Origin of the sequence: Nannocystis exedens (assembly GCF_002343915.1) — a bacterium.
In the GTDB taxonomy this organism is placed as follows: domain Bacteria; phylum Myxococcota_A; class Polyangia; order Nannocystales; family Nannocystaceae; genus Nannocystis; species Nannocystis exedens.
Genome location: NZ_NETK01000001.1, coordinates 11047036 through 11069526 on the forward strand (window position 1 = coordinate 11047036; position 22491 = coordinate 11069526).

Consider the following 22491-nt stretch of genomic DNA (forward strand, 5'->3'; position numbering starts at 1 on the left):
CGGTACTCGATGCGGGCTGTGCTTGTTCCGGGCGACCGGGTGCTCACGGCGTGGATTGGCGTTCGCGCTCGCTCTGACAGGCGGCGGCGTTGGCCTCGGCCAGGGCCGGAGGTTCGCCGAGGAGCTGGCCGCGCTGGCGGGCCGACAGGCACACCGGCGAGGCGGCGCGCAGGCGGGCCTTCAAGGTCGCGGGGGTGAAGTCTGCCGACCACAGGCGGAGCTGGCCGTCGTCGCCGGCCGAGGCGAGGTGCGGGCCGGCGGGCGACCAGGCCAGCGCGCGCACGGGGCCCTGGTGGCCGGTCAGCACCACCGGCTCGTCGCGGCCGTCGAGCGGCCACACGCGCACGGTCGCGTCGTCGCTGGCGGTCGCAAGCGCGGCCCCGTCGGGGCGCCAGGCCAGCGCGCGCACCGGGCCGCTGTGCTCCTCGAGGATCGTCGGGGCGCCGCCGTCGAGCGGCCAGACCCGGACCCGGCGGTCCCACGAGCCAGTGGCGAGCCGCTGGCCGTCGGGCGCGAAGGCCAGCACCGTGACGCTGCCGGAGTGGGGCCCGAACTCGCGCGCCGCGGCGGCGGGATCGTCGGCGCGGTAGAGCCGGGCCGTGCGATCGGCGGCGCCGGTGGCGAGCAGCCGGCCGTCGGGCGAGAAGGCGAGGGCGGTGACGCTGCCGCGGTGGCCGGTCAGCGGGCGAGATGTCCCCTCGGCCAGGTCGATCAGGCGCGCGCCGTCGGGCAGGGCCACGGCGGCGCGGGCGAGGTCGCCGGAGACGGCGGCCGCGGCGGCGCCGGGGCCGAGCGGGCGGGGCTCGAGCGGCCGGCGGGCGGCGTCCCAGCCTTGGAGGGCGCCGGTGCGGGTGACCGTGAGGACATGTCCGTTCGGACCTGCGCCGACGAACAGGCTCGGGGCCGCCGCGCCGGCGAGGGCGAGGGCCCGCGCGGCCGGCCCGGCGGGGCTCGTCGCCGCGGCGGCGGGGAGGTCGGGACCGACCGACGGAGGCGCGGGGCTCGTCGCCGGGTCGGCGGTCGCCACGGGACCGCTGGTCGAGGGCCCGCGGCTCGCCGCCGCGTCGGGGGCCGTGGCGGTGGCGGATCCGGCTGTCCCCATGGACATGACGGGGGAGACATGGCCTTCAGGGCCTTCCCCGGAGGCCATGTCCTCCGAAACATGGCTCTTTCGCCATGTCTCGACAGCCAGGCCCGCAGCGGCCAGGGCGGCGGGCGCGAGGCGGAGGGCGCGGCCGTCGCTGCGGACGGCGTGGAGACCGGCGGCGGTCCACACCAGGTGATCGACGGGGCCGCCGAGCGGGACGGCGCGGACGAGCGGGTCGCCGCCGCGGACGCGCCAGACGCGGGCGGTGCCGTCGCGCGAGGCGGTGACGACGTGATCGCCGGCGGGGCTGAAGCCGGCGGCGACCACGGCCTCGCCGTGGCCCCGAAGGACGAGCGGCATGTCTCCAGGGACAGGTCCGCCGGCGACCGGCCACACCCGCGCGGTGCCGTCCTGGGAGGCGGTGACCAGGCGGTCGCCGCCGGGGCTCCAGGCGAGGGCATAGACGCGGCCGTCGTGGCCGCGCAGGGTCCGCAAAGGGGCGCCGACGGCGCTCCACAGGCGAGCGCTGCGGTCGAGCGAGGCGGAGGCGAGGCGGTCCCCGTCGGGGCTCCAGGCGAGGGCGACGACCTCGTCGGCGTGGCCGCGCAGCAGCGCCGGCGCGCCCGAGCCCCCCACGTCCCACAGCCGCACGAGGCCGTCCTGGGCGCCGGTGGCGAGCTGGCGGCCGTCAGGGCTGAAGGCGGCGCTGCGGACGGCGCCGCTCGGGTGGGGCAGCGAGCGCGGGGGACCGCCGCGCAGGTCGACGATCCGCGCGGCCCCGTCGGCGCCGGCGGAGGCGACGAGGCGACCTGCCCGATCGAACAGGACCGCATGGACAGGGCCCTCGTGGCGGGCGAGCTCGCGCGGGCGCGGCGGGGCGGCGTCGAGGTCCCAGGCGCGCACGCGGCCGTCGCCGCCGCCGGTGACGAGGGCGCGGCCGTCGGGCGCGAGGGCGAAGGCCCGCAGGTCGTCGCCGGCGCCGGAGGGGAGGCGCACCGGCGGGTCGCGCCACACGGCGGCCCCGCTCTCGGCGCCGCTGACCAGCTCGCCGCCGGGGGCGAAGGCGACGGCGCGGACCGGGCCCTGGTGCTCGTGGATCTTCAGGACATGGTCGTCGGGCCAGGACCAAAGGGTCACGCGCCGATCCTCGCCGGCGGCGGCGATCCGGGCGCCGTCGGGGCTGAAGGCCGCGGCGAGGAGGGCGGCCCCGCGGCCGCGCAGGACGGCGGCGCTGACCGGCTGCTGCAGCGCCGCCACGGCCGCGGGCACCCACCCGGGCGCGGCCGCGGGATCTTCGACCTCGCGCAGGAGGGCGAGCACGGTGGTCGGATCGCCGCGCGCGCCGGCGAGGGCCTGGGCCAGGCGGTTGGCGTCGCGGGCCCGCGTGGCCTCGTGGACGGCCCGGCCGGTCTGGCGCTCGGCCTCCTTGCGCTGGGCCTCGGCCTCGCGCCGGCGCCGCTCGGCCTCCGCCAGCGCGTGCTCGGCCAGGGCGGCGTGGGCCTCGGCGTTGAGGCGCTGGGCCTCGGCGGCCGCGAGCGCATCCTTGAGCGCGGCCTGGGCTCGCTGGGCCTCGGCGAGCTGGGCCTTGGCGTCGATGAAGGCTCGATCGCGCTCCTGCTCGGCGGCGGCCCGCTCGTCCTCGGCGGTGCGCCGCTGGCGCTCGGCGGCGGCCTCGGCTCGCTGGGCCTGGGCGGCGGCGTCGGCCCGCTCGCGGGCGACGACCACGAGGCCGACGACCACGCCGACGACCGCGAGGCCGACCAGCGCGGCGGTCCGGCGGGTCCGCCAGGACCGCTCCGGGTCGCGCTCGAGCTCGTCGAGCAGGTCGTCGATGCTGGGCCAGCGCGCGGCGGGGTCGACGGCGAGGCCGCGGAGGACGGCGCGCCGCAGCCAGGCGGGCACCTTGCTGTCCTCGGGGACAGGTGATACGGCGCCCGCGAGCACGCGCTTGGCGAGCTCGAACAGGTCGCGGCCGGCGAACGGCGGGGCGCCGTAGAGGGCCTCGTAGAGGGCGACGCAGAACGAGAACTGATCGCTGCGGGCGTCGACCGGCCGGCCGAGGTGCTGCTCCGGGGACATGTAGGCCGGCGTGCCGAGGATCGCGCCGGTCTCGGTGAGGGTGGTCGACAGCTCGACGCGCGCGCCGGCCTGGACGATGCTGGCCGCAGGGACAGGTGCCGGCGCGGGGCCGTCGGCCGGCTCGTCGCCGGCGTGACGCACGAGGCCGAAGTCGCCGACGCGCACGCGGCCGTCGTCGCCGACGAGCACGTTGGCCGGCTTGAAGTCGCGGTGGACCAGGCCGGCGTGGTGGGCGGCGGCGAGGCCCCGTCCGGCGGCCACGAAGACCTCGCGGATCTCCCGGATGTCCCGCGGGACAGCTTGCAACCAGTCGCGCAGGTTGGGCCCGCGCACGAACTCCATGGCGACGTAGACCTGCTGCTCCCAGGCGCCGACCTCGTGGACGGCGACGACGTTGGGGTGCGACAGCCGGGCCATGGCCTGGGCCTCGCGCAGCAGCCGCGCCTGGTTGTCGGCCGACTCGCCCGAGCGCAGCAGCTTGACGGCGATCCGGCGATCGAGCCGCTCGTCGTAGGCGGCGTAGACCACGCTCATGCCGCCGGCGCCGATCTGCCGCAGGACGGTGAAGCGGCCGATCTTGGCCGGCGCGGCCTCGCCGGGGAACAGGCGCGCCTTGATCGCCTCCATCGCCAGCCGCTCGGGGGCGAGCGCGTCGCCGCGCCGGGCCTCGCTGGCCAGGCGGCTCAGGTGGCGCGCGTCGTCCGGCGCGACCGACGACCCCGGCGGCGTGGCCGTGTCGGCCTGCTCGAGGCTCGAGAACTTCCGGCCCACAAGGGCCGTGGACTTGGCACCTGCCACCGCGACGACCAGGATCCCGGAAACTGCCCCGCGCTTCAACGCACCCCGGGCCCCGCGAGGCCTTGTCCGGGGGGAGGGGTGGTCTACCATCCGAACGACGTGCCTGCCGCGATCCCCGCCGCCGTCGTCCGGGCGCCCGCGCGCGCCCCCGCGGGCTCCGCCCGGGACCGGGTCGCCGACGGCTCGCCCGCCCACGAGGGGGCGGAGGTCGGCGCGGGACGAGCGGACGCCTCCGCGGGGGCGCGGGATGTCCGAACGGACATGTCAGCGGGGGCGGTGCCGGCGGGCCCGCTGACGGTAGCGCCGCGTGCTCGAGCGGACGTGTCCGAGGGCCCGGAGCATGTCCGAACGGACAGGTCCGCGTGGGTGTCGGGTGTCCGAGCGGACAGACCACGCGGGGCGGAGGTCGTTGGCGCGGCAGCGACGTGTGGGCGGGGGAGCGTCGGACATGTCCGCGAGGACATGTCCGCCGGGTCGGCTCACGTCCAGGCAGACAGGTACGCACGGGGCGAACATGTCCGAGCGGAGCGAGCGCGGGAGCGGGAGGTCGTGCGCGCGGCTGCCTTGTCCAGGCGGCGGCGTGCGGGGTATGTCCGGGAGGACATGTCGGAAAGTTCGGCGCATGTCCGAGGGGACAGGTCCTGCGATGGACGGGCCGGGCGGGCGCTCGCGGCCGGACCCGAGGCGAGGGGCCGCACGTGGCGGGCGGCGCTGGCGGCGTGGCTCGGGCTGGCGCTGGCCGCCACGCCGGCGCAGGGGCGGGCGGCGCCTGGGGATGTTCGTTCGGACATGTCCGAAGAGAGACGCGCCGTCGAGGCCGGCCCGCCGCGGGCGACCGCGCAGGACGGGGTCGACGAGGCGGCGGAGCTGTCGGCCGCGGCCCAGGCCCGGCTGGCGGCCGGCGACCGCGACGGGGCGATCGCGCTGTGGCAGCGGGCGTTCCGGGCCCTCCCGGGCGGGTTCGGCTACGCGCCGCGGCGAGCGACCGCGGCGCTGGCGATCGCGGACGCGGAGGCGGCGGGCTACCGCGAGACCGGCGACGCGGCCCGACTCCACGCCGCGATCGCGGCGCTCGACGCTTACCTCGGCGGGCTCGACCCGACCGACGACGAGAACCGCGCCGGCGTCGAGGGGCGGCGAGCTGAACTTTGGGCCATGTACCAGAGCGCATCCGCGCCCGAGGGCCCGCGGCCGGCCCCGCGCGTCGAGCCGGGGCGCCGCGGGTTCGACCGCAAGGCCGGGCTGGCGGCGGCGGGGCTCGGCAGCGGGGCGGTGGTGGCCGGTGTGGTCGCGCTGGCCGGCGGCCTGACCGGGCGCGCGGTCGACGACGAGCTGAAGGAGGTGACGGCCCGCCCGTGTCAGGGCGACGACCCGCTCGACCCGTGCGGCAGCGACCCCGCTCGCGAACGCCAGAAGACCGAGCTGGTGGCCGAGGGGCTGCGCGCGAACCGGATGGCGCTGGTCGGCGGGATCCTGGCGGGGGCGCTGCTGACGGCCGGCGTGGCGGCGCTGATCGCCGGAGCGATCCGCGGCCGCTCGCGCGTGCAGGCGCGGGCCGGGCGGCTGCTGATCCGGTTCTGAGCGGGCGGCGCCTCGGACGTGCAGGTGCCGGGTGGGCGCCTCCGTCGCGAATTGCGGCGCCTGTCCGAACGGACATGTGTCAGGGCGCCGAGCACAGCCCCAGGCCGGCGGGCAGGCACGCGTCGTCGAAGTCGGGGCTGCTCACCGGCCACGGGGCGCAGGTGGTGCCGGGCAGCGCGCCGGCGCAGACGTCCGGGCCCTCGAGGTCGCAGACGGGCGCGCAGCAGGTGTCGCCGGCGCAGCCGGGCACCAGCGCGGCCGCGACGCAAGCCGTGCCCTCGGCGCAGGTGCCCGGCGACGTGCAGGGCTCGCCGGCGGGGCTGGGGCGGCCGCCGGGACCGCAGGCGAAGCGCGGCAGATCGGCCGCGATCTGGCACACCTGACCCGCCGGGCACGCAGGCGCCCGGGGATCGCAGGGGAACAGGCACACGCCCGCGACGGCGCCGTTCTTGAAGCAGGTCGAGCACGCGTCGGCGCACGTCGGCTCGGTCGGAGTGCCGGCGCAGAGCTCGTGACAGCGCCGGCCCTGCTCGTCGTCGCCGAGGAACCCGTGGCACACGGCCCCGCGCTCGCACGCGTCGGTGATCGCCCACTCGGCCTCCTCGCACGCGCCGCCCACCGGCGTCGGCGGCTCGGCGACCGGCACGCAGCTGGCGCCGGCCCACGGCCCGAAGTTCTGGGCGAACGGCTTGCATTTCTGGCCCTCGGGGCAGGTGTCCTGCCACGGATCGCAGGCGACGCCCGGTGCCGGGAGGTCCGGCTGCTGGGCGAAGTTCAGCGAGCCGCCGGTGGTCGAGACCTCGCCGGCGCTCTCCGTCACCGCCGTGCTCGCGGTCGCCCCGGACGTGCTGGTCGTCGCGCCCATCGAGGTCGTCGAGGTCGCGCTCTCGCTCGCCAGCGTCGTCGCTCCCGGACTCGAGGGCCCACAACCGAACACGAACACGCCGAGGAGCACGAGCCGGCCGCGCATCACCGGCGACGCTAGCACGCTCGCCGGGGCCCGCCCATCGCAAACGATCGCGCCGCCGCTGCGGGAGGCGACGGGCTCGGGGAGACACGGAGGGAGCGGTCCTGGCACGCCGGCTCGTGAGGCGGGCGTGGGCGCCCGCGTGACCCGATCGACAGGCCTCGCGGACATGTCCATCAAAACATGATTGTTACGACATGTCGATCACGACATGCCCGATCGGCCACCTCGCCGGCGCCGGCGCGCCAGCAGGCCGAGGCCGAAGACCAGGCCGCCGCCGCCCGACGCGTCGCGGCAGCTGCAGCCGAGGCCGTCGTCGACCGCGTCGGGCTCCGGTGCGGTCGTGGCGGAGTCCTCGCCCTCGCCGCAGACGCCGTCGCCGCAGTCCTCCGGGCAGTTCTCCGGGTTCTCGGCGATCTGGCACAGGCAGTCACCGCACACGCCGCAGTCCTGCTCGCAGTCCTGCTCGCCCGGGGTGCAAGTGCCGTCGCCGCACGCGGGGCAGTCTTCGAGGCAGCTCCCCCGCTCCTCGGGCGCGCACACGCCGTCGCCGCACCAGCTCCCGTGAGTCGGGTCGTCGCAGCCCAGGCCGCAATCCTCCCAGCAGTTGTCGGGGTTCTCGTTGCCCTCACACACGCAGTCGCCGCAGATCGAGCAGTCCCACGGGCAGTCGACGCTGGTCTCCAGGCCGCTGCACAGGCCGTCGCCGCACACGGCGCAGTCGAAGGAGCACGACTGTTCGCTCTCGAGGAGGTCGCAGATGCCGTCGCCGCACGCGCTGCAGTCCTCGGGGCAGCCGATCGCGCTCTCCTGGTCGGTGTGGCACACGCCGTCGCCGCACACGCCGCAGCGCGTGCAGTCGCAGCAGGTCTCGTCCTCGCCGGGCTCGCAGGCGCCGTCGTCGTCGCAGCCGGCGCAGTCGGCGGGGCAGTTGTCGCCGTCCTCGGGGGCGATGCAGGCCCCGTCGCCGCAGGTGAACGTGCAGTTCTGACACAGCAGGTCGACGGCGTCGTCGCAGTCCTCCCACGGCTCGACGGTGCCGTTGCCGCAGTCGTTCGGGCGCTCGCGGGCGATCGACGACGTCGCGGGCTCGCTGCAGCTCCTGTTGCCGGCGGCGTCGCTGGCACACAGCCGCCAGACCAGGATCGCGTGCTCGCGGGCCCACTGCTGCGGCACGTCGAACGCGACGCGCCACAGCGCCTCGCCGTACCACTCGCCGGGCGCGATGTGCTTGAGCGGGTCGTCGTCCGCCAGCGCGGCGAGCTCCGCGGGGTCGGCGAGGTCGAAGGCGAACTCGAGGGAGGGGACCCGTCGCAGGTGCGCGATGCTGCCGCCGCCGTGGAGGTGGTAGGTCGGCAGCAGCGGGTCGTGGCGGAAGTCGTGCCAGCGCGCAGGGACCCGGCCGTCGTCGACGCGGGCGCGCACGAGCGCTTGCGTCCCGGGGAAGAGGACCGCGGGCAGCGACTCGATGATCCCGAGACGCGGCGGCGTGCTGTCCTCGGGGACATCTTGCCCGCCGAACAGGACGGCGTCGGGAGCCACGTCGCTGCGCACGGCGACGGCGAGGTCGGCCCGGCGATCGAGGTCGAAGTCGGCGATCGCCACGCCGAAGCTGGCGAGGAGCTCGGGCACCGGCGCGAACGCGGCGCCGTCGGGGGCGGTCGGGACGAGCGAGCTGCCGTCGTTGCGCATCAGCCTCGCGTGCACCTCGCCGGGGTTCTGCTGCGGGCCGAGGACGACGACGTCGGGGGTGCCGTCGTTGTCGAAGTCGAGGCTGTCGGCGTCGAAGTCGAGGCGGATCGGGTTGTCGACGAGGGCCCAGTAGGCGCCGAGGTTGTCGACGAAGCCGCCGGCGCCGTCGCCGACGAGCACGGTGTTGCGTGCGCCGCCGAACCCGTCCTGCAGGGTGACGAGGTCGAGATCGGCGTCGGCGTCGAGGTCGAGGACGGTGAAGGCGCTGTTGATCTCCTTGTTGGCGAGCGCGGGGATCGGGTGGACGACGAACACGCCGTCGTCGTTGCGCAGGGCCACGGCGGGACCGGGCCCGCGCGAGGCGGCGAGGACGTCGAGGTCGAAGTCGTTGTCGAAGTCGAGCAGCTCGAGGTCGAACGACCAGGACAGCAGCGAGCCGGGCAAGAACGCGGCGCCGTCGGTGAAGAGGCCGTTGCCGTGGCCGAGCCACAGGCGCAGCGGGCCGCCGCCGTCGCCGGGCTCGCCGAGGGGCTGCGAGACGCCCCAGTCGGCGGCGACGATGTCGAGGGAACCGTCGCCGTCGACGTCGCCGAGCTCGAGGTCGCCCACGCTGAAGGGCGCGCCGCCGAGGATATCGTGCCGCAGAAACGCGCCGTCCAGGTTGAGGAGGACGTAGCTGGCGCCGGAGTAGGCGACGCCGACCACGAGGTCGGGGAGGCCGTCGCCGTTGAGGTCGCCGGCCTTGATCACGTAGGCGTTGTCGGGCTCCTCGAACACGCCGGGCAGCAGCGAGAAGCCGAGTCCGCCGTCGTTGTGGACGAGCGCGTTGAGCTGGGCGTCGGCGTCTCCGCCGAGCGCGTCGCCGCGGCTATTGGCGAACGCGAGATCGACGAAGCCGTCAGCGTCGATGTCGACGAGTTCGACCTTCTGCGCGACTCCGCCACCGTCGTCCGGCACAGCCCGGTTCGGGTCCGGCTGCCAGGGGGCGGCCGCGGCCCCGCGCGAAATCACGAGCAACAGCAGCGTGAAGGTCGCGTTGCGGCGCGAGGAGGAAGCTGAGGCTATCATCGCCGGCCATGATACCGCCGGCCGCGACGCAGCCCAACGCCGAGAAGATCGAGCTCTCGGGGGTGCAAGAAACGCTGCTCATCACGCTCCACGCGCGCGCGCTCGAGAGCCGCTCGCCCGACCCGATCCTCCGCGACGAGACGGCCGAGCGCCTGGTCGACAGCATCGCGTACGACTTCGCGCGCCTGAAGTCGGCCCAGGGCGACCGCTTCACCACGTCGGTGCGGGCCAAGCAGCTCGACGCGTGGACCGGCGAGTACCTGGCGGCGCACCCCGACGCGACGGTGCTGCACCTCGGCTGCGGCCTCGACAGCCGGATCGACCGGGTCGCGCCGCCGCCGTCGGTGCGGTGGTTCGAGGTCGACCTGCCCGACGTGATCGCGGTGCGGCGCCGCCTGTATCCCGAGCGGCCGGGCCTGCAGATGATCGGCACGTCCGTCACCGACCCCGATTGGCTCGGCCAGATCCCCGACGACAAGCCCACCCTGGTGGTGGCCGAGGGCATCTTCCCGTACCTGACCGCGGCCGAGGTCGAGGATCTGCTGCGCCGGATCGTCGTCCGCTTCCCGGAAGGTCAGGTGCTGTTCGACGCCCTGAGCTCGCGCGCGCTGCGGGCCCAGGGTCTGCACTCGAGCCTGCGTAAGACCGGCGCGCGCCTGGTGTGGGGCCTCGACGACCCGCACGAGCTCGAGAGCCACGTGTTCGGGCTCGAGCTGATGGACGCGTGGCCCCTCGTCGGCTCGCCCGACGTGGTCAAGCTCGGCTGGCTGCAGCGCAAGGTGCTGCAGTGGTGCGCGAAGCGGCCGCGGATCGCCAAGATGCACCAGGCGCTGCGCTACCGGTTCTGAGACGCCGTGGCTCGCCCGTGTCGTCGTGCGGCGAGCGGCCGCACGCCGGCGAGCGCGCCGAGGAGCGCGGCCCCGCCGGCGCGGAGCGGCGGACGCTCCGGACATGCTCGCGGGGACATGTCGCCACGGCCATGCCCCCCCGGACATGCCCCTCAAAGCATGTCCGGAGGGCGCTGCGACGGCCCGCCCGCGGCGGGGCTACTCGCGCCGGCGGCCGCGGAGGCCGATCCCGCACAGGCCGAGGAGCACGAGGGCGTTGAACAGCTCGCCGGTGCGGGTGTAGAGCGTGCGGTAGTCGGGGTCGATCATCGGCACCTCGGCGACGAAGCCCGCCGCGGGGAGCGGGCCGTCCTCGTCGGGGTTGGTCGAGTCGATGCGCTGGAGCACGCGGCCGGCGGGGTCGACGTAGACGCTGATGCCGGCGTTGACGCTGCGCAGCAGCGCCCGGCGGTTCTCGATGGTCCGCAGGACCGCGAGGCCCATGTGCTGGTCCTGCTCCTTGGACTTGCCGAACCACGAGTCGTTGGTGAGGTTGACGAACGCGTGGATGCCCTCGGCCGCGACCCCGCGGGCGAACCGCGGCAGGATGTCCTCGTAGCAGATCAGCGGGCCGAGCCGCCACTCGTGCTGGCCTTCGGGACCGGTATGGACGCGCAGGGCCTTCGGGCCAGGTCCCGGGTTGATGTGCGAGGCGGAGGGGACCATCTCCTTGAACCAGTGCGGGTCGACGAGCGGCGTGTACTCGCCGAACCACAGCGGGTAGACCTTGTCGTAGCTGTCGCCGAGGCGGCCGTCGGCCTCGAGCACGCGGGCGGTGTTCCACGCGAACTCGCTGACCTTGCGGTCGGCGGTGACGACCCCGAACACCAGCGGGATCGTGAAGTCACGGCGGACGCGGCGCGGGTTGGCCTGCGGCAGGTCGAAGCCGTCGCCGCGCGGGAGCGCGTAGGAGAACGGGTAGGCGGTCTCGCCCCACAGCAGGACCTCGGCGCCCTCGGCCTCGAGGCGGGCCGACCCCTGCTGCTCGCGGCGCAGGATCTGGAACTTCATCCGCGGGTTGCCCCACTCGGTGATGCCGAAGTTGCCCTGGACGACGCCGACCTTGAGCTTGGGCGACTCGGCGAGCATCGCGTCGATCTGGGCCATGCGGACGGCGCCGTAGAGCGGGGTGCCGACCAGGGTGGCGCCGGCGACGGCGAGCGCTCGCCGGTTGACCGTGCGCGCGAGCAGCCAGTCGCGCAGGGCGGCGTAGAGGCCGGCGTTGATCAGCAGCTGGACCATCCCGACGGTGGTCACGCCGCCGATCTCGGCGACCTGCAGCCACAGCGGCTGCCAGCACCACATCAGCGCCAGGTACGACGGGAAGATGTGCGGCAGGACGGCCTCGCCGGCGACCCACACCAGCGGCGCGAGCAGGAGGACGTCGCGGCCGGTCCGCCGGCGCAGCCAGTTGAGCGCGGCGGCGGGGACGGCCCACTGCAGGCCCTGAAAGGCGGCGAAGATGAAGTGGACCAGCATGGTGGCCCAGCCGGGGAAGTCGGCGAAGCGGATCAGCAGCTCGGTGAGCCAGAAGAAGCCGAAGAACACGGTGGCGATGCCGCACAGCCACCCGAGCCAGAACGCCTTCTTCGGCGCCAGCCCCTCGATCGCCGCCAGCCAGAACACCCAGCCGACGAAGCCGAGGTACCACTGGCTGTAGTCGGGCGAGCCCAGCACCATGCAGGCGGCGCACAGGAGGACGCAGGCGACCCGCAGCAGGCCCCGCTGCCGCGGCGGCAGCCGCTCGAGGCGAGCGTGTAGAGCTGTCTTTTCGGACATGTTCTTCGGGACTTGCAACACCGCCACCGCCGCGCGCAGCGACGCGGACGGCGCGGACGGCGGTGTCGGGTCGGCCTCGGACATCGGCTCAGCTCTCGGGGGTGGCGGGCAGGTCGCGGTGGCGGATGTACAGCTCGGCCAGCTGGGCGTCGTCGGCCCCGCTGGGGCAGCCGGTCATCAGGTCGGTGCCCTTCTGCGTCTTGGGGAAGGCGATGACGTCGCGCAGGCTCTGGGCGCCGCACATCAGCATGCTGAGGCGGTCGAGGCCGAGGGCGATGCCGCCGTGGGGCGGCGGGCCGTAGCGGAAGGCGTCGAGCAGGAAGCCGAACTTCTGCTGGATCTGCGCCTCGGACAGGCCGAGCACCTGGAAGATCTTGGCCTGGACGTCGGACTGGTGGATCCGGATCGAGCCGCCGCCGACCTCGTTGCCGTTGAGCACGAGGTCGTAGGCCTGCGCGAGCACCTGGCTCGGGTCCGAGTCGAGCAGCGGGATCTGGTCGAGGCGCGGCGAGGTGAACGGGTGGTGGGCGCTGACGTAGCCGCGCTCGCTCTTCTCGAACAGCGGGAAGTCGGTGACCCACAGGAACCGCCACGGGTCGGAGCTCGAGTGCTTGACCAAATCGAGGCTGTCGCGCAGCTCGAGCCGGAGGGCGTTGAGCGCGGCGTGGACGGTGTGCGGCTCGTCGGCGACGACGAGGATGACGCTGCCCGGCTCGGCGCCGACGCGGGCGCTGATCTCGGCCTGGAACTCGGCGGAAATGGCCTTGGTGAGCGGCGAGCTCCACGACCCGCCCTCCTGCACCTTGGCCCACGCGAGGCCCTTGGCGCCGCCCGACTCGCGCTTTTTGACCAGCTCGGTCAGCTTGTCGATGCGGCCGCGCGACAGCGGCTCGGCGTGGGCCGCGGGCACGACGATCGCCTTCACCAGCCCGGCCGCCTCGAAGATCTTGGCGCCTGACTTGTGGGCCAGGTCGGTGATGTCGACGAACTCGAGGCCGAAGCGGAGGTCGGGCTTGTCGCTGCCGAAGCGGTTCATCGCCTCGGCCCAGGTCATGCGCGGGAACGGGTCGGGCAGGGCGACGCCGAGGATCTCGCTCCACGCGCGGCGGATCAGGCGCTCGATCGGGGCGAACACCCGCTCGGGCGTGGCGAAGCTGATCTCGACGTCGATCTGGGTGAACTCGGGCTGGCGATCGTTGCGCAGGTCCTCGTCGCGGAAGCAGCGGCAGATCTGGAAGTACTTGTCCATGCCGGCGACCATGAACAGCTGCTTGAAGATCTGCGGCGACTCGGCCAGCGCGTAGAACATCCCCGGGTTGAGCCGGCTGGGGACGAGGAAGTTGCGCGCGCCGCCCGGGGTGTACTTCACCATGTAGGGCGTCTCGAGCTCGAGGAAGCCCTGCTCGGCGAGGGTGATGCGCGTCAGCGTGGCCAGGCGCGAGCGGAGGACGAAGTTCTTCTGCAGGCTGGGCCGGCGCAGGTCGAGGTAGCGGTGCTTGAGCCGCAGGGCCTCGCTGGCGTCGAGCTTGTCGTCGTCGGCGACGTTGAACGGGAGGATGTCGGCCGGCGAGAACACCTGCAGCGCGGTGGCGTTGACCTCGACCTCGCCGGTGGCCATGGCGGCGTTGGTGTTGTCGCCGCGGGCGACCACGGTGCCCTGGACGGCGACGCAGAACTCGCCGCGCAGCCCGGTGGCGGCCTCGTAGGCGCCGGCGTCGAGGTCCTTGCCGAACACGACCTGGGTGATGCCGAAGCGATCACGGAGCTGGACGAAGATCCGCGCGCCGAGGTCGCGGCGGCGGTGGACCCATCCGAAGAGGACCACGGTGGCGCCGACGTCGGCGGCGCGCAAGCTGCCGCAGTCGTGGGTGCGGCCGTGTTCGAGCAAGGTGGACATGGCCCGGGAATGTAGACGATGTTCGCGGTCAGTGCGAGCCGGTTCCGGCGAGGAGCGGCGCGTCCGGCTCGTCCGCCACGAATCCGCGGCCGTCCCACCGGTGATAGGTGCGGGTCACCTGGCCCGGTCGAACGGTGTAAAGGGAGTAGGCGCCGTGACGACCTGGCTTTTGTGACAGATAGGTGCCGGAGCCGACGCCGTGGACCGGGACGGGGACGCCGCCGGGGCCGGGCAGCGCGCCCTCGAGGCGCCGGTGCTCGTGGCCGTGGAGGATGAGCTCCGCGCCGTGCTCGGCGATCACCCGCCCGAACGCGTCGAGGTCGAGCAGGTCGTGGCGCGGCTTGGCCACGCCGCGCACCACCGGGTGATGGATGAGGACGACCCGCGCCAGGCCCTCGGCGCGCAGCTTGGCCAGGAACCGGCCGAGGCGGGCCAGCTGCTCGTCGCCGACGCGGCCGACGGCGTACAGCGGGAGCGAGGGGATCGCGGTCGACAGGCCGACGAGGGCGACGTCGCCGAGCCGCTGGACGAACGGGTAGTCGCTGCCCGGCTCGCGCTCACCCTCCATGAACGCGGACATGTAGTGCTCGAACCGCTGCGCGCGCGCCGACCCGCGGGTGTAGGCGTCGTGGTTGCCGGGGATGACGGTGACCGGCAGGCCCACGGCCTCGAGGTGGCGCTTGACGTGCTCGAACTCGGACTCGAGCGCGAGGTTGGTCAGGTCGCCGGTGATCACCAGCCGCTCGGCCTCGTGCGCGTGGGCCGCGGCGACGATCTTCTGGAACATGCCGCCGTCGTACTTGCGGCTGCGGTTGAGCAGGAGGTTGACGCCGCCGGTCAGCCGCTTGTTGAAGAACCGCTGCGGGGTGGTGCCCGCCAGCTCGAGCAGGTGGATGTCGGAGCAGTGGACGAAGCGCAGGGGCATGGCGGCAGGTGCTCAGGGGAAGGTTCGTAAGGACAGGTCAGATCGGACAGGTCGATAAGGACGGGTTCGAACGGGCATGCCCCAAAGGACAGGACTAGAGGTGGTGGATCCCGCACTCCGTCTTGCCGGTGCCGGACCAGCGGCCGCCGCGCTCGTCGTCGCCCGGCGGCCGGGCGGTGCAGGGCTCGCAGCCGATGCTGGTGTAGCCGGCGTCGAGCAGGGCGTTGTAGGGCACGTCGTGGTCGATGAGGTAGCGCCAGGTGTCCTTGCGCGTCCACGCGACCAGCGGGGCGACCTTGACGACGAGGCTGCCGTCGGCCCGCCGGGCGGTGCCGAGGATCGGGGTGCCGGCGCGCGTGGCGGCCTGATCGCGGCGGATGGCGGTGATCCAGACGTCGAGCGCGTCGAGGACGCGGCGCATCGGCTCGACCTTGCGGATGTCGCAGCAGGCGTCGGGATCGCGGGCGAACAGGTCGGGGCCGTGGCGCTCGGCCTGGGCCCGGATCGTGACCAGCGGCTCGACGACGCGGATGTCGGCGCCCTGGGCCCGGAAGGCCTCGCGCACGGCGATGGTCTCGGCGAACAGGTAGCCGGTGTCGATGGTGTAGACCGGGACGTCGGGCCGGATCTGGCGCGCGAGGTGGATCAGGGCGCACCCCTCGGGCCCGAAGGCGGAGCTGAGGCCGACCCGCCGCCCCGCCCAGCGCTCGAACACCCAGGCGAGGATGGCCTCGGCCGACTGGCCCTCGAGCGCGGCGGACTGCTCGGCGAGGCCGGTGAGCTCGGTCTCGCGTCCAGACTCGAGGCCGGCGCCGGCGAGGTCGGATCCGCGTTCAGTCACATGGGGGTTGTAGCACCGATCGCGGGAGGAACTGCCGCGCGAGCGGGATGGCGATCGTCACGCGAGCCGAAAATTCGCCCTCGACCGGGCCGCAGAGGGCGAGTTGGCCGCCCGCAGGCCGGTTTTTGCCGCGGGTCGGCGGCCGCGCGAGATCCGCTGCGGGCGAGGGCGCCGACGTGAAGGGCGCAGCGCCGTCGCCGGAGCCGCGCGCTCGACCCCGCCCGCGCGCCGAAGCCGGCTCGGCCGGTCCCCCGCGCCCCGCCGACGCGGCTGCGGCGGAGCTGGCGGATGGGACATGCCCCGAGAGACAGTGGTTGCTGGCTTGAAGGTCATGTCCCCCAGGACAGCGCGACCGGCTCGCGGTCCGGTCGGCTCACGGGCCGAGGCGCTGGTCGAGCGGGATCGTGATCATCACGCCGTCGATGCGGCCGATCGCGCCCTCGGCGACGACGAACATGCGGTAGGCGAGGAAGCGCTGATCCTGCGGCTGGCGGGCGATGGCGGCGTAGTTGCCGGGCGGAAAGGTGCCGGAGACGCTGTAGCGGCCCTGGGCGTCGGTGCGCGCGTGGGCGATCTTGGGGCCGGGATCGTCGAGGTTGAGCGAGACGCCGGCGAGGCGGTGGATGCCGACCTCGACGTCGGCGACGCCGATGCCGGGCTCGGAGGGATCTTCGGCCTCGGTCAGGACCTTGCCGCCGACGTGGACGACGCGCGATCCCTGGGCGTCGGCGAACGAGCAGCGGGCCGCGTCCGGCGAGACGCCGCCGTCGCGCAGGGGCGGCAGGCGGCTGTCGGGACAGGTCATGGTCCGCCCGTAGGCCTCCTGGTGCGGGTAGCGATAGCTGGGCCCGCCGCCGACGGTGACGCGGTTGGAACTGCAGGCGGCCATGGTCAGGCCGAGGCCGAGGCCGGTCGCAAGCACGCGGAGGCGGGTCGACATGCCCGCAGTGTGCCCGCGCCGCCGGGGCGGCGCCATGGCGAGGTCGGCCGTCGCGCAGCGTTGACGGGGAGGGGCGGCTTGTGGCCAGATGGGCCGATGTCGGAGCGCCTCCGCGACCCCCTGGGCATCGACCTGCACGCCGGCGTGGGCCGATTCATGCATTCGGTCTACGCGTGGATGGCCGCCGGCGTGGGCCTCAGCGCCGCCACGGCGATCGCCCTCGGCGGCGAGCCCCGCCTCGAGGCGGCGCTGGCGAGCGAGCTGCGGGTGCTGTTCTGGCCGGGTCTGGCGGTCGCGGTGCTGGTGATCGGCGCGCGCCTGCACCGGCTGCCGCCGACGGTCGCCCGCGTCGCGTTCCTCACGTTCTCGGTGCTGCTCGGGGCGGCGCTGGCGTGGCTCGGCTCGGCGACCCACGTGACGGCCGAGCAGGTGACGACGGCCGCCGGGGTGGCCGCCGGCGTGTTCGTCGGCGGGTCGCTGGTCGGTTACTACAGCCGCCGCGACCTCAGCCCGTGGGGGGCGGCGCTGGCGACCGGCCTGATCGGCGCGCTGGTGGCGATGTTCCTCGACGCGGCGGCGCTGCGCCAGCCGGGCCTGCACGTGCTGCTGCAAGCGCTGCTGGCGGTGGTGTTCGCCGGCTTCGTCGCCTACGACGGCCAGCGCGTGAAGCAGATGTACCGGACGCACGGGCGCCGCGAGAACCTGGCGGTCGTCGGGGCGCTCAAGCTGTACCTGGACTACGTCAACCTGACGCTGGCGACGCTGCAGGTCACGACGGGCCAGTGAGGCCGCGGGCCCGGCCCCGGTCGCGTCGTCGCTGGCCGCGACCGGCGACCCCTCCCATGGTTGCGCGTGCAAGCAACCAGGAGGGACCACGATGGGACCGGTACGTCTGCACCCGTTGGCGGCGCTGCTGTGCGCGCCGCTGGCGCTCGCCTGCGGTGAACCCAAGCCGGGCGCGCAATCGAAGAGCATCGCGGCGGCGTTCGAACACCAGCGCGATCCGGCCGCGAGCGCGAAGCAGGCCGGCGAGGACATGCGCCGGCTGAAGGAGAAGGTCGAGGCCGACCGCGAGCGGGCGATCGCGGCCGAGATCGACAAGGCGGCGACGGTGCCCGCGTCGCTGCCGGCCGACATCAAGACGGCCTGCACCGAGATGCGCGCGGCCTACGACGCGTTCGTCGGCCAGCGCGTCCGCGGCGACCAAACCGAGTCCGAGCGGTGGGCGGTGATGAAGGGCGTCGACCTCGACCCGGCCGAGGAGCGCTGCGTCGCCCAGAACAACCTCCGCTTCGCGGCCTGCCAGACGCACGCGTTCCGCGAGGCGACCCCCGGGATCGCGCGCGAGCGGGCGCAGGAGCTGATCGACACCTGCGCGAAGAAGACGGGGGCGCCGACGCGGGCGGAGCTCCAGGAGGCGGAGCGCGCGGGCGAGGCGCTGAAGCCGTCTTGAGGGTCGAGCGAGGGCCAGCCGTCAGGCCGTCCGATGCGCGGTGCGCTCGCGGGTCGACAGGGGAGCTTCGGCGCACGTCTCGCGCGGGAGACCCCTCGAGGCTCGCCGCCTGCGGCGTCGACACGGGTGGCGCCGGGACATGTCGGAAACGACATGTTGAAAAGATCATGTCATCGAGGACATGTCCTCATGACCACCCGCATTCCTCGCGCGAGGCTCGGCCGCAGCCCGCCGCCTGTCAGCGCTCGCCGACGTCGGGGCGCCGGGTCAGCGCCCAGCCGATCCGGGCGTCGCGGCGCGCCGATCCGTGCAGCCGCAAGGCGTACCGGCCGGCGCCGAGCCGCGCGGTGACTCGCTCGCCGGCGCCGACGGTGACCGCGAGGTCGGTGCCGCACTGGCTGCACGGGAACAGCGAGATCGCCAGGGCGGGCGCCAGGGCGGGCTCGTCGGTGATGACGGCGATGTCGTAGGTGGCTTCGACCGGGACGACGAGGCTGCGCATGACGACGACGTCGCCCCCGTAGTAAGGGCCGACCGCGTCCTCCTGATCGCAGGCGAGGCGGCGGTACTCGGCGACGTACTCGCCGTCCCACGCGACCTCGGGGGCGCCGCACTCGCTGAGCTTGGGATCGGCGTGCTCGTGCAGGCAGTCGCCGCCGTCGGCGGTGAAGTCGTCGATCGCGCGGGCGAGGTCGACGGCGAAGTGCCTCGAGAAGGCGCGATCGATGGCGCCCTCGCGGGCGACGAGGCCGAGGCCGGCGTACATCGCCAAGAACTCGTCGAGGCCGAAGCGGGCGATCAGATAGCTGGTGAAGGCGCCGGCGACGTCGTAGTCGAGCGGGGCGATCCAGTTGGCGCCGACGAACTTCCACACGTCGCGCGGCCGCTCCGGCTGCGGCGAACGCCAGGCCTCGAGGCCCTCGTAGGCGCGGGCGAGGCCCTCGACGAACAGCTGCGGGCCGACGCCGTAGGCGAACGAGACGCTGTGGACGAGCTCGTGGTCGAGCGGGGCGGCCTTGGAGTAGACGGCGTCGTAGAGGGCGCAGCCGGCGACGGCGTCGGGACACGGGGTGCGGCGGCCGAAGTCGTCCGGATCGAGCCAGTAGTAGGTGAAGCGATCGTCGCCGGTCGGCGGGTCGACGCCGAACTCGGCGGACACGCGGGCGACGAAGTCGTCCATGTGCGCGAGCGTGCCGCCGCACAGCTCGAGCCCCGGATCGGGGGCGACGCGCACGTGGACGCCCTCGTGACGCACGGGCGGCAAGGGGTCGCAGGCGAGGCCGACCGCGGCGAGGAGGAGGGCGAGGCGACGGGTCACGGCCGCTGCCTCGCGATCGTGAGGCCGGCGCCGCTGCGCAGGCCGAGGTCGAGCAGACCGTCGCCGTCGAAGTCGGCGGTGAAGATGCCGGACAGGCCCTTGAGCTCGAGGTCGTGGCGCACGAAGGTGGTGCGGCCGTCGGCCTCGCGGCGGCCGACGTGGAGGGCGTCGCCGGTGCCGGCGAGGAGCTCGAGCTGGCCGTCGCCGTCGAGATCGACGACGGCGCCGGCGCTGGCGTCGGCGAACAGCACGGCGGGCGAAACGGCGGCGCCGCCGGGCCGACCGAGGAGGGCGACGAGGCCGCCCTGCACGAGCATGGCGAGGTCGCGGCGGCCGTCGCGGTCGATGTCGGCGGCGCCGGCGAAGCCGCCGCCGGTCAGCGGGTGCCACGGCTGCGGTTCGGCGAAGCGACCGTCGCCGAGGCCGCGGTGAAGGACGAGGCCGTCGCTCCGGCTGGCGAGCAGGTCGAGGCGACCGTCGCCGTCGAGGTCGATCGGCCGGACGGTGGGCGCGGTGGTCTCGAGCGCGATCGGGGACCAGGAGGGATCGGCGAAGCCGCCGCGACCGTCGCCGCGCAGCACGGCGTACTGCGGATCGGGCAGGCCGGTGTAGGCGAGCAAGTCGAGGACGCGGTCGCCGTCGAAGTCGGCGAGGGCGAGCTGGGTGAACACGCTCGGCAGCTCGAGCAACGGCGGCTCGTCGGGCGAGGCGGCGCGCCCGGGTTCGAGGAGGCGCAGGTCGGAGCGCCAGCCGTCGGCGCGCTGGGCGACGACGATCGCCTCGGCGTCGCCGTCGCGATCGAAGTCGTCGACGGCGGCGCTCCAGATCCGCTCGGCCCCCGGCAGGAGGTCGGCGAGCGCGCGCTGATGGACCGGCGAGAAGCCGCCCTGGCCGTCGCCGTGGGCGACCGCGAGGCCGCGCCCGAGGCCGAGCAGGTCGAGGACGCCGTCGCCGTCGAGGTCGGTGAAGCGGTGTCCGAGGTCGCCGGTGAAGACCGGCTCGTCGGCGAGGGCTGTCCCGAAGGACATGTCGTAGACGCGCGCCGGCTGATCGAGCTCGTCGACCAGGAGGTCGAGCCAGCTGTCGTCGTCGAGCCGCACGACGCGGGTGCGGCCGGCGCTGGCCGGGAGGCTCTGGCTGGCGAGGCGAGTCCAGCCGCCGGTCTCGGCCCCAAGCCACAGGGTGAGGAGGTTGCGGGTGGCGCCGCCGCTGGCGTCGCTCTGCTCGGCGAGGATGTCGAGCCGCTCGTCGCCGTCGAAGTCGTGGAGGTCGATCTGGCTGCAGCCGTTGCGATCGACGCGGGTCGGCTCGCCAGGCGGGTCGCCGAACAGATCGTCGACCCGCAGCAGGCCGACGCTGGTGCAGAGGACGGCGTCGAGGCGGCCGTCGGCGTCGAAGTCGTGGAGCGCGAACTCGCCGACGCCGCCGACGCCGTCGAGGGCGATGGTGCGCGGCTCGTCGCCGCCGTCGTCGAGCCGAAGCTGGTTGCCGGCGATGACCAACAGGTCCCGCGGTCCGGCGCCGCCGCGGTCGACGGCGGCGACGGGGCCGAGCGCGCCGGTGAACGCGCGCGAGGCGAGCTCGCGCAGGCTGCCGTCCTCGGCGAGCTCGACGTGATCGAGCCGGCTGCCCGAGGCGAGGATGCGCTTCAGGAGCAGCTCCTGGCGGCCGTCGCCGTCGCGGTCGACGACGACGACGCCCATCAGGCCGGGGACGTCGAGCAGCTCGCCGGCGACCCACGCGTCGGCGCGCTCGCCGAGGATCACGAGCTGTCCATAAGACCAGGCGACGAGCTCGCGGCCGGGGCGGGCGTCGAGCTCGCCGACGACGACGGCGTCGACGCGCGGCAGCGGGGCGAGGTCGATGTCGGCGACCTCGTCGACGTCGGCGCGCCACAGCTGGAGGCTGGCGGTGCGCTCGAGGTCGACGACGGCGTCCTCGGCGGCGGCGGGGACGACGGCGATCTCGTCGTGGCCGTCGTCGTCGAGGTCGAGCGGGAAGGCGCGCCGGGCCGGGCCGGTCTCCCACCGCGGCGCGAGCGAGAAGCCGGGCGCGTCGGGGACGACCCGCCCGAGCTCGCGGGCCGACCGACTGGCGTAGACGAGCTCGGACCGGCCGTCGCCGTCGAGGTCGCCGGCGGCGAGGGCCGCGGCGCGCTCGCGGGTGGCCCCGACCTGGTCGACGCCGCGCCGCAGGTCGAGGCGCTGCATGGTCGATGTTTGATAGGACAGGACGTAAAGGACATGCCCTCCGGTTTCATCGGGGACGACGGCCAGCGCCCGCGGGTCGGGATCGGTGGGCCAGCTCGCGCGCGCGCGCAGGCGGCCGGCGCCGTCGCCGTAGAGGACGCTGACGGCGTCGGCGAGGGCGTCGGCGGTGGCGAGGTCCTGGGCGCCGTCGCCGTCGAAGTCGCCGGCGACGACGGCGAACGGGGCGACGCCGACGGGGTGCCGCGGGCCGAGCGAGAGGCCGCCGGCGCCGTCGCCGACGACGAGCTGGACGGCTGCTGCCTCGGACAGGGCGACGGCGAGGTCGCGCCGGCCGTCGCCGTCGAAGTCGCCGTCGGCGAGGGCGACGGGGCCGAGGCCGACCTCGAGCGCGACGAAGGGCTTCAGGTCGAGCAGCACGCCGAGGCTGCGGGCGTCCCGGTGCAGGGTGACGAGCTCCGGCGGGCCGCGACCGTCGAGATCGACGGCCCGCGGGGCGGTCGGTCCGGGCACGAGGGTGGGGTAGAGCTCGGGCGCGGCGAGCTCGCGGGCGCCGCGGTTGCGCAGGACGGCGACGGCGTCGTCGTCGGGGGCCGCGGTGACGACGTCGATCCGGCCGTCGCCGTCGAGGTCGACGAGCGCGAGGCCGTCGATCGCGGCGGCCACCGACCAGGTGGTGGCTGTCCCCGAGGACATGTCCTTCCCGCCCCAGACGATGGTGATCGCGCCGGCGTCGGGGCTGGCGGCGACGAGGTCGGCGACGCCGTCGCCGTCGAGGTCGGCGACCTGCAAGGCCTCGGGGGCGAAGCCCCAGCGCGAGGCCACCGCGCCGCCGAGATCGAGGCAGCGCCCGCCGAACAGGCGATGGCCGTCGTCGCAGCCGTCGTCGCGGACGCAGGCGAGCGCCCCGGCGCACGCCGCGAGGCCGAACCACACGAAGACCGAGCGGCGCATCAACCCGAGCATCACGAG

General features: G+C 74.7%; 14 protein-coding genes. 4 read left to right on the plus strand and 10 right to left on the minus strand.

The genetic code is table 11. The annotated features are described in order from the left end of the window. Positions 1–43: 43 nt before the first annotated feature. Positions 44–3937: a WD40 repeat domain-containing serine/threonine protein kinase gene (locus NAEX_RS54150; protein WP_170136489.1), complete on the minus strand. Its 3894-nt coding sequence runs from the start codon at positions 3935–3937 to the stop codon at positions 44–46. Positions 3938–4753: 816 nt separating this feature from the next. Between NAEX_RS54150 and NAEX_RS43035 the strand changes: the two genes are divergently transcribed. Further along, positions 4754–5545, plus strand: coding sequence for a hypothetical protein (locus NAEX_RS43035; RefSeq protein ID WP_096333279.1), 792 nt, complete (start codon positions 4754–4756; stop codon positions 5543–5545). 79 nt (positions 5546–5624) lie between these two features. Here the strand turns inward: NAEX_RS43035 and NAEX_RS43040 are convergent, their stop codons facing one another. Both NAEX_RS43040 and NAEX_RS43045 read right to left on the minus strand, forming a co-directional pair. After that, positions 5625–6515, minus strand: a complete 891-nt coding sequence (locus NAEX_RS43040) for a hypothetical protein (RefSeq protein WP_096333280.1) — start codon at positions 6513–6515, stop codon at positions 5625–5627. Between the two features lie 201 nt (positions 6516–6716). Then, positions 6717–9272 carry an FG-GAP repeat domain-containing protein gene (locus tag NAEX_RS43045; RefSeq protein WP_096333281.1) on the minus strand — a complete coding sequence of 852 codons (2556 nt, stop codon included), beginning with the start codon at positions 9270–9272 and terminating at the stop codon, positions 6717–6719. Between the two features lie 8 nt (positions 9273–9280). Here NAEX_RS43045 and NAEX_RS43050 point away from each other — a divergent pair, with 8 nt between their 5' ends. Further along, the gene (locus NAEX_RS43050; protein ID WP_096333282.1) at positions 9281–10120 is read left to right on the plus strand and encodes a class I SAM-dependent methyltransferase; all 840 of its coding nucleotides are present in this window, start codon (positions 9281–9283) and stop codon (positions 10118–10120) included. 198 nt (positions 10121–10318) lie between these two features. On the opposite strand, the gene lnt is transcribed toward NAEX_RS43050, so the two are convergent. The 5 genes from lnt to NAEX_RS49070 all read right to left on the minus strand — a co-directional run bounded on the left by lnt (position 10319) and on the right by NAEX_RS49070 (position 16541). After that, positions 10319–12022: an apolipoprotein N-acyltransferase gene (gene lnt, locus NAEX_RS43055; protein WP_096333283.1), complete on the minus strand. Its 1704-nt coding sequence runs from the start codon at positions 12020–12022 to the stop codon at positions 10319–10321. Between the two features lie 4 nt (positions 12023–12026). Further along, entirely contained in the window at positions 12027–13835 is a 1809-nt protein-coding gene (aspS, locus tag NAEX_RS43060; RefSeq protein ID WP_096333284.1) for an aspartate--tRNA ligase, read from the minus strand. A gap of 28 nt (positions 13836–13863) precedes the next feature. Next, complete coding sequence (locus NAEX_RS43065; RefSeq protein WP_096333285.1) at positions 13864–14760, minus strand: metallophosphoesterase family protein; 897 nt, start codon at positions 14758–14760, stop codon at positions 13864–13866. Between the two features lie 94 nt (positions 14761–14854). Beyond that, on the minus strand, positions 14855–15601 hold the full coding sequence (locus NAEX_RS43070; RefSeq protein WP_096333286.1) for a phosphoadenylyl-sulfate reductase: 747 nt from the start codon (positions 15599–15601) through the stop codon (positions 14855–14857). Positions 15602–15974: 373 nt separating this feature from the next. Next, the gene (locus NAEX_RS49070) at positions 15975–16541 is read right to left on the minus strand and encodes a hypothetical protein (protein ID WP_100792676.1); all 567 of its coding nucleotides are present in this window, start codon (positions 16539–16541) and stop codon (positions 15975–15977) included. 96 nt (positions 16542–16637) lie between these two features. On the opposite strand from NAEX_RS49070, the gene NAEX_RS49075 reads away from it, so the two are divergent. Both NAEX_RS49075 and NAEX_RS43080 read left to right on the plus strand, forming a co-directional pair. Continuing rightward, a complete protein-coding gene (locus NAEX_RS49075; RefSeq protein ID WP_100792677.1) occupies positions 16638–17327 on the plus strand; it encodes a Bax inhibitor-1/YccA family protein in 690 nt (229 codons plus the stop codon). Positions 17328–17418: 91 nt separating this feature from the next. Further along, positions 17419–17994, plus strand: coding sequence for a hypothetical protein (locus NAEX_RS43080; RefSeq protein WP_143140115.1), 576 nt, complete (start codon positions 17419–17421; stop codon positions 17992–17994). 238 nt (positions 17995–18232) lie between these two features. On the opposite strand, the gene NAEX_RS43085 is transcribed toward NAEX_RS43080, so the two are convergent. Together NAEX_RS43085 and NAEX_RS43090 are read right to left on the minus strand one after the other, a co-directional pair. After that, on the minus strand, positions 18233–19312 hold the full coding sequence (locus NAEX_RS43085; RefSeq protein WP_096333289.1) for a hypothetical protein: 1080 nt from the start codon (positions 19310–19312) through the stop codon (positions 18233–18235). Next, positions 19309–22473 (minus strand): FG-GAP repeat domain-containing protein, encoded by a 3165-nt coding sequence (locus NAEX_RS43090; RefSeq protein WP_170136490.1) that lies wholly within the window; start codon positions 22471–22473, stop codon positions 19309–19311. The genes NAEX_RS43085 and NAEX_RS43090 overlap by 4 nt, the downstream gene beginning before the upstream one ends. Positions 22474–22491: the final 18 nt, after the last annotated feature.

Bases quoted from the DNA above. Each gene is read 5' to 3' on its own strand.
- NAEX_RS43035 (WP_096333279.1), top strand. From the start codon at position 4,754: ATGTCCGAAGAGAGACGCGCCGTCGAGGCCGGCCCGCCGCGGGCGACC.
- NAEX_RS43040 (WP_096333280.1), bottom strand. From the start codon at position 6,515: ATGCGCGGCCGGCTCGTGCTCCTCGGCGTGTTCGTGTTCGGTTGTGGG.
- NAEX_RS43045 (WP_096333281.1), bottom strand. From the start codon at position 9,272: ATGATAGCCTCAGCTTCCTCCTCGCGCCGCAACGCGACCTTCACGCTG.
- NAEX_RS43050 (WP_096333282.1), top strand. From the start codon at position 9,281: ATGATACCGCCGGCCGCGACGCAGCCCAACGCCGAGAAGATCGAGCTC.
- lnt (WP_096333283.1), bottom strand. From the start codon at position 12,022: ATGTCCGAGGCCGACCCGACACCGCCGTCCGCGCCGTCCGCGTCGCTG.
- aspS (WP_096333284.1), bottom strand. From the start codon at position 13,835: ATGTCCACCTTGCTCGAACACGGCCGCACCCACGACTGCGGCAGCTTG.
- NAEX_RS43065 (WP_096333285.1), bottom strand. From the start codon at position 14,760: ATGCCCCTGCGCTTCGTCCACTGCTCCGACATCCACCTGCTCGAGCTG.
- NAEX_RS49070 (WP_100792676.1), bottom strand. From the start codon at position 16,541: ATGTCGACCCGCCTCCGCGTGCTTGCGACCGGCCTCGGCCTCGGCCTG.
- NAEX_RS49075 (WP_100792677.1), top strand. From the start codon at position 16,638: ATGTCGGAGCGCCTCCGCGACCCCCTGGGCATCGACCTGCACGCCGGC.
- NAEX_RS43080 (WP_143140115.1), top strand. From the start codon at position 17,419: ATGGGACCGGTACGTCTGCACCCGTTGGCGGCGCTGCTGTGCGCGCCG.
- NAEX_RS43090 (WP_170136490.1), bottom strand. From the start codon at position 22,473: ATGCGCCGCTCGGTCTTCGTGTGGTTCGGCCTCGCGGCGTGCGCCGGG.